This window comes from Acinetobacter pittii, assembly GCF_022449185.1.
Taxonomy (GTDB): domain Bacteria; phylum Pseudomonadota; class Gammaproteobacteria; order Pseudomonadales; family Moraxellaceae; genus Acinetobacter; species Acinetobacter pittii_I.
This window is the reverse complement of record NZ_JAKUKO010000004.1, coordinates 115,614-131,464: the sequence shown is the minus strand read 5'-3', so window position 1 is coordinate 131,464 and position 15,851 is coordinate 115,614. Positions and strand designations below refer to the sequence as shown.

Sequence of the window (15,851 nt, the reverse complement as noted above, 5' to 3'; positions counted from 1 at the left end):
TTTCGATGACTAGGTTTTTTTTGTTATTTTTAGCCAATTAGGTTGATTGCACTAGAAGAAAAGTTTTAAAAGCATGGTGAACCATGAAAAATACTGTACTTTTGCCAACGCAACCTTTTTTGGATTGATCGAAAAATAAATAGGATTGATATGAGCCAGACAACACAGACCGATATCATTACGCTTGGGGATGTTGCCACCAGACTTCCTAGCTTCATTCCCAAAGTACCCCATATCCTGAATGGTCTTAAACAGGCTTATTTAAGAACAGCAAATACACCAACTGGATTAGGTGTAGCTTTTGAGAAAGCTGTTAAGCGGAATCCGAAAGGTATTGCTTTATTATTTGAAGATCAAAGTTACTCATACGAAGCTTTAAATGAATGGGCTAACCAGATTTCTCACTATTATTTATCTCTCGGCGCACGTAAAGGTGATGTGATTGCCGTAATGGTTGAGAACCGTTCTGAGCTTATTGCCACTATTGTGGGCTTAGCTAAAATTGGGGTAACGATTGCGCTTGTAAATACATCGCAAGTCGGTAAAGTTCTCGCTCATAGTATCAATCTTGTAAAACCAATTGCAGTCATTGCGGGTGAAGAAGTCCGTGCTGCAATTGATGAAATTCGTCAAGACTTAAACGTTCCTAAAGACCGTTTTCACTGGTTTGCAGATCAGGCTACTCGTCAAGATGCAGGAACAGCACCTCAAGGTTATGCCAATCTTGCAATAGAAATTGATCAATTCCCGAAATTCAATCCATCGACCACACACTCCGTTCATGGAAATGATGGCCTGTTTTATATTTATACTTCGGGTACAACAGGCTTACCAAAAGCAGTTATTTTTAAACATAGCCGCTGGACACTTGCCTACGGCACTTACGGCCACATTTTAAACCTTGGCCCAGATGATGTGATGTATGTCACTTTACCGCTGTACCATGCAACAGGTGTGGTGGTGTGCTGGTGTGGTGTGATTGCAGGAAGCTCTACGCTTGCCATTCGACGTAAATATTCAACCAGTGCATTCTGGAAAGATGTTCAGAAGTTTAATGCGTCTGCAATCGGTTATGTAGGTGAACTTTGCCGTTACTTGATGGATGCTCCAACTACAGAGCTTGACCGTGCTCACCGTGTAACCAAAATGATTGGTAACGGCATGCGTCCAAACATCTGGGATAAATTCAAACAGCGTTTTGGTGTTGAAGAAGTTCTAGAGCTTTATGCTTCAAGTGAAGGCAATGTCGGCTTTAGTAATATTTTCAACTTTGATAATACGGTAGGCTTCTCCCCTATGCCGTATGCAGTCATTCAATTTGATAAAGAAAAGAATGAGCCTGTACGCGATAAAAATGGCTGGTGTAAAAAAGTTAAAGCAGGTGAAGTCGGTTTATTGGTGGGTAAAATTACCAGTCGCTCTCCATTTGATGGCTATACCGACCCAGAAAAGAATAAATCTGTGATTATGCAAGATGTCTTCAAAAAAGGTGACTCATATTTCAACACAGGTGATCTTGTTCGTAATATTGGTTTCCGTCACGCTCAGTTTGTTGACCGCTTGGGTGATACCTTCCGCTGGAAAGGCGAAAATGTATCTACCACAGAAGTTGAAAACATGGTGTGTGAATATGACAAGATTGCTGAAGCTGTGGTTTACGGTGTAGAAATTCCAAATACCAATGGTCGTGCAGGTATGGCAGCAATCACACTTGCTGATGGTGCCGAGTTAAATGACGCTGATTTAACAGAAATGGTGACTGTATTTAAAAAATGCTTACCTGCTTATGCGGTACCAGTGTTTTTACGTATACAAGCTAAAGTTGAAACTACAGGTACTTTTAAGTACCAAAAGAATAAATTGAAGGAAGATGCGTTTAATCCAAGCAAAACTTCTGAACGTTTACTCGCTTTATTACCTGGTGCAAGTAGTTACTGTGACATCACAACTGAAATTTTTGACAACATTCAGGCATATAAATACCGTTTTTAGTTCATTTTTTAGCTAAACAAGAGGAAATCGTGCTTTTTATAGGCAATCATGCAAATGTTTTTAAATTTCCTCTTGTGTTAGTTGAATAACTTGCTAAAATACGCGACATCAAAACAAAGGTGGTGTTAGAAAACTTTTAGTTATCTTGCACTTCACATTCAAATGATATTTGAATGTTTGTTCAGGGTCGTTAGCTCAGTTGGTAGAGCAGCGGACTTTTAATCCGTTGGTCCCGCGTTCGAGTCGCGGACGACCCACCACTTATCTGTTTTGAACCTATTTGGGTCGTTAGCTCAGTTGGTAGAGCAGCGGACTTTTAATCCGTTGGTCCCGCGTTCGAGTCGCGGACGACCCACCAAATTCTAAAAAGCCTCTCACTGCGAGAGGCTTTTTTTATTGTGATCTTATTTTAGTTTTATGACTAAAAGATGACGATGCACTTCTTATATAGAACATCCCTAGTCCATTCCATAAAGATTTCCAAACGTTTAGGAATATAACTTCTATTCGGATATAAAATATTAAGTGGAAGTGATTGAGCGGTATAGGCACTTAGTACTTCAACTAAAGTTCCCTGCTCGATTTTATCCTGAACATCGTAGTATGGAAGTTGAATAATTCCTAAACCTGCACTAGCTGCTGCAATATAGGCTTCCGTATTATTTACGCTTAAAGCACTATCCATCATCACAGTTCCATCTTGATATAAAAATACGCCCTGTTTCTCTCCTACCGCTCCTGCATAGTTAATAAGTTTGTGTTGAGATAGATCTTCTAATTGTTCAGGAATACCGTACTGTTCTAAATAGCCAGCACTTGCACAGTTCACCATAATCAAGTTACCAACGAACTTCGCGATCAAACTACTATTATCTAGCTGCCCTACTCGAACAACACAATCAATTCCTTTCTCGATTAAGTCAGTAATGTCATCAGAGCTATGAAGTTGTAAATGGATATCTGGATAGCGACTATAAAAATCGGGAAGTTCAGGAATAATCACTTGGTGTACGATTCGGCTGGGCATTGAAATTTTTAGTGTGCCACGATAATGCTGCTTTTGTGCCTGTATAAGCTGTTCGAGCTGTTCATAATCAAATAATAGATTTTGACACTCAGGTAATATTCGTTGTCCATCTTGGGTAAGACTAACTTTACGCGTAGTTCGATGAAATAAGCGTACCCCATAGTGAGTTTCTAGCTGTTGAATAGCACTCGTTACTGTCGAGCGAGGTAAATCAAGCTGATTTGCCACTTCACTAAAGCTATGTCGTTTAGCGACTTCTGTAAAAATAAAAAATTGCTGCAACCGATCCATTTAATTGTTCGTATTTTTTGAATAGTTAAACCAAACTAGCATAATTGATCAAAAATTACCGCCAATCTAGACTAAAAACACATTAAAACAAGTCAGCATAGGAACAACCATCATGGCAAATCATACTCTTAAAGATAAAGTTGTATTGATTACAGGCGGCGCAAAAAACTTAGGTGGACTGATTAGCCGTAAATTTGCAGAACAAGGCGCAAAAATCGCAATTCACTACAATAGCGCTGAAACTCAAGCAGATGCTGAACAGACGCTCGCAGATGTAAGAGCATTCGGTGTAGATGCCGTTTTAATTCAGGCAGACCTAACGGATATTGATAATATCGAAAAGCTATTCTTAGATACTAAGCAGCATTTTGGCGGAATTGATATTGCGATCAATACAGTTGGAAAAGTTTTAAAGAAATCGTTTTTAGATACCACCGAACAAGAGTTTGATAGCATGAGCGATATCAACTCAAAAATTGCCTATTTCTTTATTCAATCGGCAGGTCGTCATTTAAATGACGGCGGAAAGATCTGCTCAATCGTGACTTCTCTTCTTGCAGCTTACACTGGACTCTATTCAACCTATGAAGGTTTAAAAGCACCTGTTGAGCATTACACACGTGCTGCATCAAAAGAATTTGGTGATCGCCAGATTTCCGTGACTGCGGTTGCACCAGGCCCAATGGATACACCTTTCTTTTATGGTCAGGAATCTGCCGAAGCAGTCGCTTATCATAAATCGGCTTCAGCTTTAGGTGGACTCACCAAAATTGAAGATATCGAACCTTTAGTTCGCTTTCTGGTAACCGAAGGTTGGTGGATTACAGGTCAAACAATTTTTGCAAATGGCGGCTATACCACTCGCTAAAATCAAAAAAGCCGCCTCTCAATGTGCGGCTTTTTAATTTGTTTCTTTACAAGAACTCTTCTAGTACCGAATTTAAGAAAATATGCCCCTGCTCAGTACAAGCCAAACGACAATGATCTTCCACCAATAGCTTTCTAGCTCGTAGTGAAGTGAGTACTTCATTTAAGTGATCTAGGCTTAAACCTGTGCGCTGCTCATATAACTCAGCTTTTACGCCATCATTTAGACGTAAAGCATTCATCATGAACTCAAAAGGTATCTCTTCTGCCTCAATCTTTTTCATTTGCAAATGTTCGGCTGGAACCTTAGCCAAATAGTCTTTTGGCAAACGAGTTTTTTGGAAACGATACACCCCATCTGGTTGTGTCACTTTGCCATGTGCCCCTGCACCAATCGCAAGGTAATCACCAAATTCCCAATAATTTAAATTATGAGCTGAAGGCTGCTCTTTACGCCAAGCCGACACTTCATAATTTATAAAACCATTGGCTTTTAGATAAGCTTCACCCTGCTCTTGAATATCTTCTAACACCTCATCTTGAGGTAAAACGGGCTGCGTACGGAAGAATACGGTGTTTGGCTCAATAGTCAGTTGATACCAACTGATATGTGTCGCGCCATGCTCTACAGCCATCTTTAAATCATAAAGTGCTTGCTCTAGCGTTTGCTCAGGTAGGCCATGCATTAAATCGACATTAACTCGCTTAAAGCCTGCTTGTCGTGCCTGCTCAATTGCATCCATAGCATTGTTGACTGAATGAATACGCCCAAGCTTTTGCAAGTGCTCTGTATTAAAAGTCTGCACACCAATCGATAAACGGTTAATACCTGCTTCTAAATAGCCTGCAAACGGATCATGTTCTAGTGTTCCGGGATTTGCCTCTAGGGTGATTTCACAGCCATCTTCAAATTTGAGCAATGACTTAAGCTGTTCAAACAGCCACGCATAGCCTTTAGCAGAAATAAGTGAAGGCGTTCCACCACCAATAAATACACTATGAATTGAACGTCCCTGAGCCATCTCAACTTGAGTTTCAAAGTCGGCCACCAACGCCTTTAAATAGGTTTGCTCGAGTTCTGCCGAAAGCGCTCCATCTGGTACGGCATGCGAGTTAAAGTCACAATATGGACATTTACGCACGCACCAAGGCATATGGATATATAAAGATAAAGGAACAGAAGCAGGATTTAATACGGCCAAGGAGCAGGTCCAATTTACACAATATTTCTATTTTAACATGACTGCATCAATGGGCTTATGAAAACATACCTTAATTGCTTTAGACTGTTTTTAAACATACTTAAATATTGATAAAAATGATGAAATTCTCTAGTCAACTTTTCCTGATCTTACCTCTAGCTATGGGAATCGGTGTTGCCATGGCTTTTCAGACTGCAATCAATGCTCAACTGCGCGAGCAACTACACTCACCGTTGCAAGCAGCTTTATTATCATTTTTCATAGGTACTATTGTTTTAGCCGTTATGGTTTTTTTCCAAAGTGCCGAAAAGCCCTCTTTAAGTGAAATATCAAATATTCCATGGCTTCTTTGGACAGGAGGATTCCTTGGGGTTTATGCAATTAGCATGAGCATTTATACTGCACCTAAACTTGGTTTTTTAACCTTTACAGGGCTAGTCGTTTTTGGGCAATTGCTCATTTCAATGTTGCTTGACCATTTTGGTTGGTTAGGTACAGAAAAGACACCTGTTACATGGCAACGGTTTCTGGGTGGCGTGATCATCTTTGTCGGTGTGTTACTCACTTTGCAACGTTAGCTTCATTTTTATATTTAAAAAGAGTACCTTTTGTGTCGAATGTCACATCTTTTCGGTCTGAATTAAAACAACTCTTCCACTTAATGCTACCGATTTTAATTACCCAGTTTGCTCAAGCGGGATTTGGGTTAATTGACACTATTATGGCTGGGCATTTATCTGCAACCGATTTAGCAGCAATTGCGGTAGGTGTGGGCTTATGGATCCCAGTCATGCTCCTGTTCAGTGGCATTATGATTGCGACTACACCTTTGGTCGCTGAAGCAAAGGGCGCAAGAAATACAGAACAAATTCCTGTCATTGTCCGTCAATCGTTATGGGTCGCCATCATTTTAGGCGTAATGGCTATGCTCATTTTGCAGCTCATGCCGTTTTTCTTGCATGTGTTTGGCGTACCGGAGAGCTTACAGCCTAAAGCAAGTTTGTTCTTGCATGCGATTGGTTTAGGTATGCCTGCTGTGACCATGTACGCAGCCCTACGCGGTTATTCTGAGGCTTTAGGCCATCCACGTCCTGTAACGGTCATTAGCTTACTGGCCTTAGTGGTTTTGATTCCTTTAAACATGATCTTTATGTATGGATTAGGACCAATACCTGCATTAGGTAGCGCAGGCTGTGGTTTTGCAACCTCCATTTTACAGTGGCTCATGCTAATTACTTTAGCTGGCTATATTTACAAAGCTTCGGCTTACCGTAACACGTCTATTTTTAGCAGATTCGATAAAATTAACCTGACTTGGGTTAAAAGAATTTTACAGCTTGGCTTGCCAATCGGTTTAGCTGTGTTCTTTGAAGTCAGTATTTTTAGTACTGGCGCATTGGTGCTTAGTCCACTAGGTGAAGTGTTTATTGCAGCACATCAAGTCGCAATTTCAGTTACCTCAGTGCTGTTTATGATTCCGCTTTCACTTGCGATTGCCTTAACCATTCGTGTGGGAACGTATTATGGTGAAAAGAATTGGGCTTCCATGTACCAAGTCCAAAAGATTGGTCTGAGCACAGCAATATTTTTTGCCTTATTGACCATGTCTTTTATTGCCCTAGGTCGTGAACAAATTGTCTCGGTTTATACTCAAGATATAAATGTTGTGCCTGTTGCGATGTATTTACTCTGGTTTGCAATGGGTTATCAGTTAATGGATGCCCTGCAAGTCAGTGCTGCTGGCTGTTTAAGGGGTATGCAAGACACCCAAGCACCGATGTGGATTACACTCATGGCGTATTGGGTGATTGCGTTCCCTATCGGGCTTTATTTAGCACGTTATACCCATTGGGGTGTAGCTGGCGTGTGGCTAGGTTTGATTATTGGTTTAAGTATTGCCTGTGTTTTATTACTCTCACGGCTTTATTTAAACACTAAACGTTTAAGTCAAACCTAATAAAAAAGCCGATAAATATCGGCTTTTTTTCACTATGCAGACTTTGCCCGCGGGCTTGCTCCAATTTGCCAGACAAACGGTAAATCTGTACGGTTTACCTCCCAATCTCCAATCACTTTTTCTTTGTAAATAAGCGGATTATGTGAAGAGACCGTTCGTGCATTACGCCAGAAACGGTCGAGCTGTTTAACCTGACTACTTGCCGATGCGCCCAAAGCGTTAAATAACTGGCTAGTTAAATCGAGTACCAAATTAGAAATCACCACCTGCCCTTGCGCTGACTCAAGCTCAGCATCTACATTAAACTGATGTTCTTTGACCTCTAACTCACTAAAGTGGCTTTCATAAGCCTTCTGTAATGCTTCTGCTGTTTTAATCGTAATTGCTAGACTTCCATAGGCTTGAGCAGAGGCTTTACCCACCACCTGTAAAACTTGTGGGTCGTGACGAACAAGGTCACCATTACCATGACTAAAAATACGCTTTCGCTCACGTATTTCTTGGCTAAAAGTTTCGACCGCAGCATGTGCAATCCCTGTTAGAGTTGCAAGATGTACTACTTGATAGAAAGCAGTTTGATATTTAAAACGCTGGTCAAATGGAATGAGATGCGAGGCTGGCAAATGTACCTGATGTACTTTTAAAGTACCGCTACCCGTTGTCTTTTGACCAAAGCCATCCCAATCATCAATCACACTCACCCCTGTTTCATGGCGGTAAATAGCAGCAATCACATGACGGTCATTTACTTCATCGTAAGCAAATAAATCAATCCAGTCTGCAAAAATACTTCCTGTTGAATAGTACTTTTCACCATTTACCACCAAGTTACCCGAAGCGTCTTTGGTGACACGTGTAACGACATCACCAATCTGTACGTTTCCAACTTCTGTCCACGCATTCCCGACTAAATCACCTTGTACAAAGCGCTGAAACCAGACTTCCTGAGAATGCTCTTTATGAGCAACCAAGCGATCTTCAACAAATGCAAAATGACCTCGTAAAGCTTGCACAATATTGGAGTCAGCTTTTGCTAACTCTGCCAAAAGCTGGAACAGTTGAGGTAATGAAACCCCATCTCCACCATATTTACGGGGTATTCGTACAGCGCCCAACTTGGCTTCTTTTAACCACTGAATCGGCTCAAAAGGCAAGATTCGCTCTTTTTCCCGTTGAATTGCACCTTGTGCAATTTTTTCAAAAATGGGACGAAATCTGTTTGCAACCTTTTCGTAATCAGCACCGCCCGATAGTTCTTCTAATTCAATTTGAGCTGTTGTCATCGTTATTCTCCTAATTTTGTTTTTTCTTTCAATTTAGCTCCATGCATGACGAGGCGGCTGAACTCCATTGAGATAATAGTTACCAACAATGTGATATTTCCAACGCACAGGGTCATGCAAAGTGTGGGTACGGGCATTGCGCCAGTGACGGTCAAGGTTGAGTTCAGATAAAGTAGAACGCGTACCCGACAACTCAAAAAGTTTATTGGCTGCCAAAATAGCAATTTCTGTGGTGAGTACTTTTGCCTCGGCAACCAATAGAGTGGCTTGGTTTACATGTTCTTCGGTGGTGTTGGCAATGGCCTGATCAATTGCATCTCCAGCCAAATCCAATACCGCTTCTGCTGCACGCAGTTTGATTTTTAGGTCACCAATATTTGCAATGGTGTAAGGGTCATCACTGGCTTTTTCCAGACCTGAATCAATCCATGCACGACTATGGTTTTTGACATATTGAATCGTTTCTTCAATTGCACCACGTGCAATACCAGCATCGACCGCAGCCTGAATAAACTGAGAAATAGCACCTGCTGGTGTTGGGCGCTCAAATGCTTGGTAAATCGGAACTAAATATTCTTCACGTACTGGAACCTGATTCAGCTCTACCGTGCCGCTAGCTGTAGTACGTTGTCCAAAACCAGACCAATCATTAATAATATTGACCCCAGATGTTTCACGTGGCACAAGTGCAGCATAAGGTTGTCCTTGTTCATTTATAGCAACAATTGGAATCCAATGTGCGAGCAAGGCACCCGTTGCAAAGAATTTCTTGCCGTTAATTTCATAACCGTGCTCGGTCTTTCTTAATGTGGTAGTGAGGTCTGCTACTGTCTTACTGTGTTTTTCGGAAAATGCATTCCCAAAACGAATTCCTCTTAACACCAAGTTAAAGAAGAACTGTTGCTGTTCAGGTTTCGCATCTAGTCTTAAATGTTCAATAAAAGCCAAGTGGTTTTGAGGCAACTGAGCAAGAGAAGGGTCAACACTCGCAATTGTTTTGATCACTTCCGCTAAAGTTCGATACTTGACTTGCGCCCCACCAAATTGCTTAGGTACTGTAATGGCCCACAGGCCACTTTGTGAGAACTGTTGAATTTCATTTAAGGGTAACCGGCGCTCTCTATCTCGATTTGATGCTTCTGTGGCAAACTCTTGAGCAAGTTGTTTGGCAACCTCTATTGCCTCTTCATCAGAACGAATAATATGTGCGTCTTTCGACTGCTCGAATACAGATAAAGGAACCGCTTGAGAGCGCCCATAGGACGAATTTAGACTGGTCATAAGTTTTATTGTCTCTATTTCTTATTTAACATGCCCTTCACCTTAGCACTAAAAAAACAGCGACTTTATAGATATTAAAGCTTTGTTTATGAAATGAATTTTCAAAAGCTTTTCATATTTTTTACTATAAAAATAACATTTTGTTTTTCGAAAATTTTCTTACAGGAGATAAACAATTTCTTATAGGCTTTTTAAGTTTTGTCACCTATGATCAAACCTAGGCAATATTATGTTGTAGTCAATGAGGTATCGAAGATATGGCAAAGAATGCAAGTTCACCTGGCAAACGATTTATGAAACTTGCAGGAATGACCGCGAGCATTGCAACAAAAACCGTTTCTAACTCGATTCGAAACCTGACTGCGGATGAAGAACAGAAACTGGCTGCAAAAACAAAATTATTTCAAGATATCGGGCTTCAAATTGCAGACACCTTGGGAGAAATGAAAGGTGCGGTCATGAAGGTCGGGCAAATTGCATCGCAATATAAAGATATCTTCCCGCCCGAGGTCGCTAAAGCAATTTCTAAGTTACAGCGCCAAGCCCCACCTATGCCCTTTACTGCTATTCAACAACAAGTTGAACGTGAGCTTGGAAAGCCGCTGAATGTTGCCTTTAAATCTTTTGATCAAGAACCTTTTGCAGCTGCTTCAATTGGACAAGTTCACAAAGCTGTCCTGCCAAGTGGCGAACAAGTTGTTGTTAAAGTGCAATATCCGGGTGTTGATGAAGCCTGTGAAAGTGACTTAAAACAAGTACGTTTGGCACTTCGTTTAATGGGTGTGCTTAAAATTGATAAAAAGCTACAAGATCAGCTTTTTGCAGAGATTCAAGATAGTCTGTCAGCAGAGCTTAACTATGAAATCGAGGCTCAAAACCTTGAAGTTTTCAAAACATTTCATAGCCAATTAGATGACAAAATTATCATCCCGACTGTTTATAAAGATTATTCTTCAAGACGTATTTTAACCTTGAGTCTCGAACAAGGTGACAGCATTGAAACTGCCAGCGCTTGGCCTATCGAAATTCGAAATACCATTGGACGCCGCTTGATTCGTGCTTTAGGTCAGGAAATGTTCTTTTTAAAACGTTTCCACTGTGACCCTCATCCGGGTAACTTTGCTTTCCGCCAAGATGGCAGTGTCATTATTTATGACTATGGCAGTGTTAAAACGCTCTCAAATGAAATCGTGCAGCACTTTAAACGCTTAGTACATGCAGCTCGCCATGAAAATATTGAGCTAATCGAAACAGAATTATTTGAACTACATTCACTTGCTGAAAAAGGCAAATTCCCGAGTGATCTATATAAACTCTGGATTGAAGTATTATTACGTCCGCTTACCACCACTTATAATTTTGCAGAGAACTCATCACATCATGATGGCATGTTACTTGTGAAAAAATCTTTGAAATACTGGGATGTCTTTAAGCCTTCACCAGACACTTTGATGGTCAACAGAACCATTTCAGGACATTACTGGAACCTGATTCACTTAAAAGTTCATGACAATCTAAACGATCTATTTGAAGAGCTTGTTCCACCTTCTAACTAACTTAATTTACTGATCAGTGTAGCCTTTTATGGGTTACATTGACTTTTCAATTGTTATGTTATAACATTTCTTTAATCAAAAATAATTTAGGACAATCTCTCATGCGTAAAGATATTCATCCTGCTTATCAACAAGTGTTATTTCATGACACCAATGCAGACGTGTACTTCTTAATTGGTAGTACTCTTCAGTCTAAACAAACTAAAGAATATCAAGGGAAAGTCTACCCTTATGTGACTCTTGATATTTCAAGTGCTTCACATCCTTTCTACACAGGTGAAGTACGTCAAGCAAGTAACGAAGGCCGTGTAGCAACCTTTAATAAACGCTTCGCTCGCTTTAATCGTAAGAGTTAATCTTGCGTTAAGATTTGATCAATACACTTAAATCATTGGAAGCCTAAGACTATCTCCTCCACTTAGGCTTCTTTTTTTATGTGTATTTTTTCATCATTTATAAACTGTGTATAAAAGAAAACTTATCCACAAGTTGTCTAAAAACTCTTCTGATTTTTTCAATAACTCCTCAATTTTTATAATTGCCAAGCTTTCAAAACATGTATTCAATGCTATGCTTAAGCCCCATTTGATAGGAAGTTTCAGATTATGGCACAAGAGTTACTTGCCCAATTACAAGCAGGCACAGCAAAATTTTCAGACGTTTTAGCTCATATTGAAGCACGTTACCAACATACTCCAACAGCTTTTCAAAATGGCGCACAGCATAACGCTGCTACTGAAAATCAAGGCAGTGCAAAAGTTTTCTCTTTTGCCAAATTACAAGATTTAGACCAAGCACAAACTTTAAGTTTATTTGCAGAACACTATGCATCTGTATTGGCTACACCAGAAGGCACTGACCATCAAAATATTCGTCAGTTTATGCAAAATGGTTGGGATGGTGTGAAGTTTGAAGGTCAGGCTTTAACTGAAAAATAATAAGATTTAAATAAATAATAGAAATGTCTTAAATTAGAAGATTGTCACAACAGAGTTTTTTCAGTGACGTTCTATATCTAGATTAGCCTTCGGCTCGACCTACTTTTCTTTTGGGAAAAGTAGGCAAAACCATTTTCATCAACAGAACCTGTTATCTGTTTGCACTTATCCCATATCTTGCAAAAACAATATATAGCTGATTTCAGTCAGGCTGTTGATGACTTTAACGCGTATCAAATCCCAAAATAAATCAGAAGTTTTTAATTCATCATTTACTATCGTGACAAGCGGCATGGATGCTGCAGTTTTGCTGTGCTACATGGATGTAGCATCAGCGAAACAAAAGATTTTTGCTTACTTTTGATCTTTCAAAAGTAAGGTATGCTTACACAAATGGTATGAGAGAACATCGTAAAACGGAGGCCGTGCAATATATTTCGGTGCTTACACACCTAAATAATCAGTTACCCGCCAGCCAATGATAAGCCGCCAACCCCAAACACGTAAAAATTAACGATCCAATTAAATGAATGGAGATCCCCAACATCGCCATTCCTAACTTACCACTTTGTAATAAAGTGACGATTTCAATCGAGAAGGTTGAAAATGTGGTTAAAGCACCACAAAAACCAGTAATTACAAAAAGCTTATAGTTAGGACTTAAATCACTTTGAGCAAAATAGGCAATTGCAAAACCAATAATAAAACCACCGACCAAATTAACAGTGACAGTACCGAGTGGAATTTGCGGGTAAATCGGGTTAAGTTTTAAACCTAAAAACCAGCGCAGCCATGCTCCTAGAACTGAGCCTAAAGCAATTGAAAATAGAGAGTAATACATAGGACCACCCCTTTAGATAGACGCTAAAAGAGCAAAAAATAATGAAGGGAAATATGACACAGCGTACTCCAAAAATAAGCAGAGTACGCAATAACCTACGTACCCAGCGATATAAATACATGAGGGTAACGTAGGCATCATTAGCCAATACGGCGGTTTTTCAAGGGAGGAATGCCATCTCCCTGTTTTAAGTATATTAGATCATCTTGAATTTGATTTAAACATACTTTTTAAAATCATGGACGTTCAGCAAATTGTGGTAAATCATCCTGAATACATTCCCATTCCGCCTTTGAAGCAGCAAAAATATGCATTGTCGGCTTTTGGTCTAATGGTGTATCAAGTGTCCCAATTCTTAAGCGATATAATTCAGGCTGCGCATCACGAGAACTAATCAAAGGTGAACCACATTCGCCACAAAACCAGCGGTACACACCGTTCACAGCAAATTTTTTGACGAGATCTTCACCTTGGGTAATTTTAAAATCTGTACTTTTAACAGGAGCATTGGTGGCAAATGCTGTTCCATTGGATTTTCGACAGCGTTGACAGTGACATTGAATAATATCTCCGATATCGCCTTTAATTTCATAGCGAATACCCTGACATAAACAACTTCCTTGATAAACTGGTGATGCTTGAGACATGTTCTCGTAAATCCTATTATTATTGATCGCTCAAAAATAACACTTTTCACATATCAAACATAGCACCAAATTATCCTGTTATTTCTCTAAGAATGAATGCACGCCTTCACCAGCCGCTCGTCCTGTAGCAAAGCATGCTGTAAGCAAATAGCCACCTGTAGGAGCATCCCAATCCAGCATTTCACCACAGCAAAAAACACCTGAGGTTTGTTTAAGCTCTAAGCTTTCAGTTAGTGCATTCTGCTTAACACCACCAGCACAGCTAATCGCTTCTTCAATAGGCCTAAAGCCATCTAACTTAATTTGGAGCGCTTTGATTCGCTGAGCCATAGCCTCTGGTTGGTTCCATAGTGCTTTATGAACAACTTCTCGAATTAAGTTAATCCTGGTCGTGTCTAAGCCTGCTTTACGCCAAATATTAGTAAGCGATTGTTTTTTGCTAGCCTGTAATTTTTTAACTAACTGTGTAAGCTCTACATCAGGCAATAAATCTAAAAATAGATTTAAGCTTTGCCCTTGTTTTTGTTGTTCTCTTAAAGCTCGTCCAAGTTTATAAATAACACCACTTTCTAAACCATAGTGAGTAATCACAATATCGCCATGTGTAATCCGGCTAGGATCAACCCACGCATTGATACGTTTCAAAGGCTCACCAAAACAGCTTTCCATAAAAGCTGACCAAGTGTGAATTACACCTGCATTACTTGGCTGGAAAGGCTCAATATCAGATTGGTTAACCCATTGCTGCCATGCACCATCACTACCTAATTGTGACCAAGACACTGCCCCGCATGCTAATACCACTGCATCGTATTGTTGGGTAAAAGTTTCAGTGCTTTGATTATTTTGGTTTTCTAAAGTTACCGTTGTGCCTTGTAAATTAATACAACGATGACGATAAAAGAATTTAACCTGCTGTTCTGCCAAACGTTTTAGCCAAGCACGCAGTAAAGGTGCCGCTTTCATTTCGACAGGAAAAATACGACCTGAGGTCCCCACATAAGATTCAATTCCAAGACTTTTCATCCAGCTTTGAATCCAGACTGCATCCCATTTTTCAACCCATGGTTTGAGCCATTCTGCATGGTCATAGCGCTCAATAAACTGCACTAAAGGTTCAGCATGCGAGATGTTTAACCCCGTTTTACCAGCCATCAAAAACTTACGCGCAGCCGAAGGTTTTTGCTCAAACACATCAATTTCATAAGCATATTGGCTCAACACCTCGGCTGCCATTAAACCAGCCGGACCCGCTCCAATAATGGCAACCCGCTTATTCGCCATGCACTTGACCTTGTAATGGGGCAAACTCATCAAAACGTGTGCTGTAACCTTCAGGTTTAGTGATCACAAGCTGTTGGCAAAGTTCTCCACGTTCTAAATACTTAATTTCAAAATGAGTACGCGCAGATGTTTGAGCAATTTTTTCTTTTTGGTAAGGCAGCTTCCAGACATTAATTAATTGTTGTTCAGCTTCATCAATATATTCAGGAATATTACTTGCCAAAGTAATGGTTCCACCTGTTTGCAGACGTGACAATAAGAACTCAAAAAATGGCATATTCAACCAGCGCTGTGCTGGATTATGGGGTTCTGGGTTTGGATAGAGAATAAAGAAATGTTCAACTTGAGCAGGATGTAGGGCATGTACCACCCACGGTAAAGCATCTGCATGCACAGGGATTAAATTATCTCTTGGTTCCAGACCGTGCTGTTTTTGCATTGCCAAGAATTTTTCTCGGGTTCGTTCAATTGCATACAATGTGTGCTGCGGCTGTTGCCCGCTAAAAAGCAAAGCATGTTTACCCTTGCCAGCTCCAATTTCTACACAAATTGGGGTATTTTCAATTGGGGTAAAATCGCGAGGCGCTTGCATACGTTGTGCTTGAAATTGACGAATCGGCATAATCACATCAAACTAAATAAAAATCGGCATAAGTCTAACAAGTCACCTGACTTTTGCCTAATC

The 15,851-nt window shown here is 40.2% G+C and carries 16 protein-coding genes, 2 tRNA genes and 1 riboswitch; of the genes, 9 read left to right on the top strand and 9 right to left on the bottom strand.

Annotated features, from left to right (window positions below):
- The first annotated feature begins 150 nt into the window (after nt 1-150).
- From MKX14_RS10945 to MKX14_RS10935, 3 genes are all read left to right on the top strand, one after another.
- The gene (locus tag MKX14_RS10945) at nt 151-1,992 is read left to right on the top strand and encodes a long-chain-acyl-CoA synthetase (RefSeq protein WP_130173240.1); all 1,842 of its coding nucleotides are present in this window, start codon (nt 151-153) and stop codon (nt 1,990-1,992) included.
- A gap of 184 nt (nt 1,993-2,176) precedes the next feature.
- A tRNA-Lys gene (locus MKX14_RS10940) sits at nt 2,177-2,252 on the top strand.
- A gap of 22 nt (nt 2,253-2,274) precedes the next feature.
- Nucleotides 2,275-2,350 (top strand) — tRNA-Lys (locus MKX14_RS10935).
- Between the two features lie 63 nt (nt 2,351-2,413).
- Here MKX14_RS10935 and MKX14_RS10930 read toward each other — a convergent pair.
- The gene (locus MKX14_RS10930) at nt 2,414-3,310 is read right to left on the bottom strand and encodes a LysR family transcriptional regulator (protein ID WP_240282438.1); all 897 of its coding nucleotides are present in this window, start codon (nt 3,308-3,310) and stop codon (nt 2,414-2,416) included.
- A gap of 112 nt (nt 3,311-3,422) precedes the next feature.
- Here MKX14_RS10930 and MKX14_RS10925 point away from each other — a divergent pair, with 112 nt between their 5' ends.
- Nucleotides 3,423-4,178: an SDR family oxidoreductase gene (locus MKX14_RS10925; protein WP_069036476.1), complete on the top strand. Its 756-nt coding sequence runs from the start codon at nt 3,423-3,425 to the stop codon at nt 4,176-4,178.
- Nucleotides 4,179-4,224: 46 nt separating this feature from the next.
- Here the strand turns inward: MKX14_RS10925 and hemW are convergent, their stop codons facing one another.
- Entirely contained in the window at nt 4,225-5,379 is a 1,155-nt protein-coding gene (gene hemW / locus MKX14_RS10920) for a radical SAM family heme chaperone HemW (RefSeq protein WP_240282437.1), read from the bottom strand.
- 116 nt (nt 5,380-5,495) lie between these two features.
- On the opposite strand from hemW, the gene MKX14_RS10915 reads away from it, so the two are divergent.
- Nucleotides 5,496-5,957 carry a DMT family transporter gene (locus MKX14_RS10915; protein WP_005065993.1) on the top strand — a complete coding sequence of 154 codons (462 nt, stop codon included), beginning with the start codon at nt 5,496-5,498 and terminating at the stop codon, nt 5,955-5,957.
- Between the two features lie 32 nt (nt 5,958-5,989).
- A complete protein-coding gene (gene abeM / locus MKX14_RS10910; protein WP_206223844.1) occupies nt 5,990-7,336 on the top strand; it encodes a multidrug efflux MATE transporter AbeM in 1,347 nt (448 codons plus the stop codon).
- A 32-nt stretch (nt 7,337-7,368) separates the two neighbouring features.
- Here the strand turns inward: abeM and MKX14_RS10905 are convergent, their stop codons facing one another.
- Together MKX14_RS10905 and MKX14_RS10900 are read right to left on the bottom strand one after the other, a co-directional pair.
- Nucleotides 7,369-8,619: an acyl-CoA dehydrogenase family protein gene (locus tag MKX14_RS10905; RefSeq protein WP_240282436.1), complete on the bottom strand. Its 1,251-nt coding sequence runs from the start codon at nt 8,617-8,619 to the stop codon at nt 7,369-7,371.
- A 33-nt stretch (nt 8,620-8,652) separates the two neighbouring features.
- On the bottom strand, nt 8,653-9,900 hold the full coding sequence (locus tag MKX14_RS10900; RefSeq protein ID WP_240282435.1) for an SfnB family sulfur acquisition oxidoreductase: 1,248 nt from the start codon (nt 9,898-9,900) through the stop codon (nt 8,653-8,655).
- Nucleotides 9,901-10,157: 257 nt separating this feature from the next.
- Between MKX14_RS10900 and MKX14_RS10895 the strand changes: the two genes are divergently transcribed.
- The 3 genes from MKX14_RS10895 (at nt 10,158) to MKX14_RS10885 (ending at nt 12,394) form a co-directional block, all read left to right on the top strand.
- A complete protein-coding gene (locus tag MKX14_RS10895) occupies nt 10,158-11,456 on the top strand; it encodes an ABC1 kinase family protein (RefSeq protein ID WP_240282434.1) in 1,299 nt (432 codons plus the stop codon).
- Between the two features lie 101 nt (nt 11,457-11,557).
- Entirely contained in the window at nt 11,558-11,812 is a 255-nt protein-coding gene (locus MKX14_RS10890; protein WP_005301976.1) for a type B 50S ribosomal protein L31, read from the top strand.
- Between the two features lie 249 nt (nt 11,813-12,061).
- The gene (locus tag MKX14_RS10885; RefSeq protein WP_240282433.1) at nt 12,062-12,394 is read left to right on the top strand and encodes a HopJ type III effector protein; all 333 of its coding nucleotides are present in this window, start codon (nt 12,062-12,064) and stop codon (nt 12,392-12,394) included.
- 165 nt (nt 12,395-12,559) lie between these two features.
- Here MKX14_RS10885 and MKX14_RS10880 read toward each other — a convergent pair whose 3' ends face one another.
- From MKX14_RS10880 to trmB, 5 genes are all read right to left on the bottom strand, one after another.
- A complete protein-coding gene (locus MKX14_RS10880; protein ID WP_014208263.1) occupies nt 12,560-12,688 on the bottom strand; it encodes a hypothetical protein in 129 nt (42 codons plus the stop codon).
- 166 nt (nt 12,689-12,854) lie between these two features.
- Nucleotides 12,855-13,235 carry a fluoride efflux transporter CrcB gene (gene crcB, locus MKX14_RS10875; RefSeq protein ID WP_130119399.1) on the bottom strand — a complete coding sequence of 127 codons (381 nt, stop codon included), beginning with the start codon at nt 13,233-13,235 and terminating at the stop codon, nt 12,855-12,857.
- A gap of 124 nt (nt 13,236-13,359) precedes the next feature.
- A riboswitch (Fluoride riboswitch) is annotated at nt 13,360-13,426 on the bottom strand.
- A gap of 45 nt (nt 13,427-13,471) precedes the next feature.
- Nucleotides 13,472-13,882: a GFA family protein gene (locus tag MKX14_RS10870; protein ID WP_240282432.1), complete on the bottom strand. Its 411-nt coding sequence runs from the start codon at nt 13,880-13,882 to the stop codon at nt 13,472-13,474.
- 78 nt (nt 13,883-13,960) lie between these two features.
- On the bottom strand, nt 13,961-15,166 hold the full coding sequence (locus MKX14_RS10865) for a TIGR03862 family flavoprotein (RefSeq protein ID WP_240282431.1): 1,206 nt from the start codon (nt 15,164-15,166) through the stop codon (nt 13,961-13,963).
- Nucleotides 15,156-15,794 (bottom strand): tRNA (guanine-N(7)-)-methyltransferase, encoded by a 639-nt coding sequence (trmB, locus tag MKX14_RS10860; protein WP_240282430.1) that lies wholly within the window; start codon nt 15,792-15,794, stop codon nt 15,156-15,158. Before trmB ends, MKX14_RS10865 begins: the two co-directional genes overlap by 11 nt.
- Between the last annotated feature and the right edge of the window lie 57 nt (nt 15,795-15,851).

Bases quoted from the DNA above. Each gene is read 5' to 3' on its own strand.
- MKX14_RS10900 (WP_240282435.1), bottom strand. From the start codon at position 9,900: ATGACCAGTCTAAATTCGTCCTATGGGCGCTCTCAAGCGGTTCCTTTA.
- MKX14_RS10890 (WP_005301976.1), top strand. From the start codon at position 11,558: ATGCGTAAAGATATTCATCCTGCTTATCAACAAGTGTTATTTCATGAC.
- MKX14_RS10930 (WP_240282438.1), bottom strand. From the start codon at position 3,310: ATGGATCGGTTGCAGCAATTTTTTATTTTTACAGAAGTCGCTAAACGA.
- crcB (WP_130119399.1), bottom strand. From the start codon at position 13,235: ATGTATTACTCTCTATTTTCAATTGCTTTAGGCTCAGTTCTAGGAGCA.
- MKX14_RS10945 (WP_130173240.1), top strand. From the start codon at position 151: ATGAGCCAGACAACACAGACCGATATCATTACGCTTGGGGATGTTGCC.
- MKX14_RS10885 (WP_240282433.1), top strand. From the start codon at position 12,062: ATGGCACAAGAGTTACTTGCCCAATTACAAGCAGGCACAGCAAAATTT.
- MKX14_RS10905 (WP_240282436.1), bottom strand. From the start codon at position 8,619: ATGACAACAGCTCAAATTGAATTAGAAGAACTATCGGGCGGTGCTGAT.
- MKX14_RS10870 (WP_240282432.1), bottom strand. From the start codon at position 13,882: ATGTCTCAAGCATCACCAGTTTATCAAGGAAGTTGTTTATGTCAGGGT.
- MKX14_RS10895 (WP_240282434.1), top strand. From the start codon at position 10,158: ATGGCAAAGAATGCAAGTTCACCTGGCAAACGATTTATGAAACTTGCA.
- MKX14_RS10865 (WP_240282431.1), bottom strand. From the start codon at position 15,166: ATGGCGAATAAGCGGGTTGCCATTATTGGAGCGGGTCCGGCTGGTTTA.
- MKX14_RS10915 (WP_005065993.1), top strand. From the start codon at position 5,496: ATGATGAAATTCTCTAGTCAACTTTTCCTGATCTTACCTCTAGCTATG.
- MKX14_RS10880 (WP_014208263.1), bottom strand. From the start codon at position 12,688: ATGCCGCTTGTCACGATAGTAAATGATGAATTAAAAACTTCTGATTTA.
- MKX14_RS10925 (WP_069036476.1), top strand. From the start codon at position 3,423: ATGGCAAATCATACTCTTAAAGATAAAGTTGTATTGATTACAGGCGGC.